Raw genomic sequence first — 2,317 nt, 5'->3', positions numbered from 1 at the left:
ACCGCGACGGCGTGCTCGTCACCGCCCAACTCAGCGCACAACGCTTGCAGCCGGTCCTCTCGACGGGCGGTGACGACGATGCGGTAACCACGAGCGACGAGTTGGCGGGCGAATTGCTCGCCGATGCCGGACGATGCGCCGGTGACCACGGCGACCGACCCTGCTGATGGTGGCGGAAGTGTCATCGGGTAACCATCCTTTTGATTGCCTGGCGGATACGGGAATGCCGTGCGGTCGGTGGCCGACGAGAAGCGTACGGCCACGGCTGATTTCGCTCCGGAACGGAGCTGGCTCGTGCCTGCTTCAGCTGTGTCAGTAGATGCTGGCGCAGCTCGTGTAACTCCGGATCTGTCCACCGGTTGCGCGACTCCGTCGAGTCGGTGGTCAGGTCATACAGCTCCCACTGGTCGTCGAGCGGGCTCATCCGATACGCCTCTCCGCCACGTCCATTGGCCGCGAGATGCCGGACACCAGGCTCGGTCCAGGTCGCCGGATCGTCGAAGGTGCGCACCAGCTTCCACAGGTGGCCGTCGCCGCCGGGAAGGTCGTCGACGCGGACCACCAGCCCCTCGAAGTTCGACGCGACGTGTGCGGGCACCCGGATTCGCAGCGGCGCAGGAGGATTCACCGTCCGCCTCAAACGCCGTGCCAGACCCGAGGCACCGGTGTCGCCGTCAAGGATATTGTCGCGGGTCATCAGGTAGACCGCGCGGGTGTCGTCGGCCGGCGCCCCGTCCACGACCGGCATCAAATCCCGGCCCGGCAGCGGATGCACCTCGGAGAACGACTCGGCCAGCGTGGCGGCCACCGCCGCGATATCGGCACCGGCCGCCCCCAGCAGGGTCGGTACCAGGTCGACATGCGACGTCGGCGCCGTGACCGTGCGCGGCGACGTCGCGCGCTCGCCGATCCGGGCGATCACGAACGGCACCCGGGTGGCCTCGTCGTAGAGGTTGAACCACTTCTGGTGCAGCCCGCCGTGCGCGCCCAGCAGATCGCCGTGATCCGAGGTGCGCACCAGCACCGCGTTGTCCGATCCGCCTTCGGTGACCGCCTGCAGGACCTGGTCGATCGGCCCGTCCACCTCGGCGTGTAGCCGGTAGTAGAGGTCGCGGTAGCGCTGCGCGCTGTGGCCATAGGCACGGTCGATCGCCGGCGCCGGGCCGTAGGCGGTGTAGTAGGCCTCCCGGAACGCGATCTGCGCGGCCGGTTTGGTCGCCAAGTCCTCGGCGGCGGTGGGCGGCGCGGGTACGTGCGGCGGATCCAGCGGTGACGGCTTCAGCGGGTTGCGCCGCATCCAGTCCGGGAACAACACGATGTCGTGCGGGTTGACGAAGCTGGCGACCAACAGGAATGGATGCTGCGCGGCCGCCTCGCCGGCACGGCGGCGCGCATAGCGGTCGATGAGCCACGCGACAACGCGATCGGCGATCAACGGATCGCGACGAACCCCGGAATCGGCCAGCCGCGCGCCGTGCGGCTCGGGACCGACCCATCCCGAGAAGCCAAAGGGAGCAAGGGGATCGGCGTTGAGGTAACGCTGCACCGCGGCGTGGTCGACAAGACCGTCGTCGTCGTTGGTCGCCAGCACCCGCCCGTCGGCGTCGTGCAGATCGGCGTGCGAGATGTGCCATTTGCCATGGTAGTGGGTGTCGTAACCGGCTGCGCGGAACCAATTGCCCAGCGTGGGCACCTCACCTTGGCGCAGCCAACGCATGCGCGAGTCGTCGGACATTTTGCCCAGACCGTCGGTCTGGGTGACACCATGCAAGTCGGGGTAATGCCCGGTGAAAATCGTTGGGCGGCTGGGCACACAGGCCAGCGAGCCGGTGTAGTGCCGCTGGAAACTGACGCCATGCTCGTCGAACCACTTCCGGCCGGATAGCGTTCGGTCGCGCCAGGCGAGCACCCTGGGTGATTCGTACGGCGGGACCGCGCGTTCCTCGTCGGTCATCAAGATGATGATGTCGGGGCGATCAGCCACCAGCCTTCTCCCATCGCTTCGCCAGCCCGGCGAGCATCACGTCGGACTGTCGCACCTGGACGCGACACGCCGCACGTTCGGCGAGCGTTTGCATTCGGCCAGGCCCGATTTCGATTGTGCTGGTCAGTGTCACGACGGTTGTGCCGTTTTGGGCAGCCCGCAATGTCCACCGATTACTGAACCGCCGCACGCGCTTGGGCAGGCCTTCGACGTCGTAGGCAAGTGTCCACGTCGGGTCGAACTCGGTGATCCGCTCCACCAAGGCGTTGCGGCCGATCTGGACTCGACGGGTGGTGCCGACGGGGTCGCTGCCGTGATTGAGGATGCACGAGT

General features: G+C 67.5%; 3 protein-coding genes. All 3 read right to left on the bottom strand.

What is annotated here, in order from left to right; all coding sequences use genetic code 11:
* Nucleotides 1-185, bottom strand: a 185-nt coding sequence (locus WAN71_RS04285; RefSeq protein WP_422224141.1) for an SDR family NAD(P)-dependent oxidoreductase, incomplete at its 3' end; no start/stop codon positions are given.
* Nucleotides 182-1,984, bottom strand: coding sequence for a sulfatase-like hydrolase/transferase (locus tag WAN71_RS04280; protein ID WP_422224140.1), 1,803 nt, complete (start codon nucleotides 1,982-1,984; stop codon nucleotides 182-184). The genes WAN71_RS04280 and WAN71_RS04285, both read right to left, overlap by 4 nt.
* Nucleotides 1,977-2,317: SRPBCC family protein (locus WAN71_RS04275; protein WP_422224139.1), on the bottom strand; the 341-nt coding region annotated here is incomplete at its 5' end. The genes WAN71_RS04280 and WAN71_RS04275, both read right to left, overlap by 8 nt.

This window comes from Mycobacterium sp. (assembly GCF_049280035.1).
In the GTDB taxonomy this organism is placed as follows: Bacteria; Actinomycetota; Actinomycetes; order Mycobacteriales; family Mycobacteriaceae; genus Mycobacterium.
The sequence above is the reverse complement of the archived record's forward strand: the minus strand, read 5'-3'. Positions and strand labels throughout refer to the sequence as shown.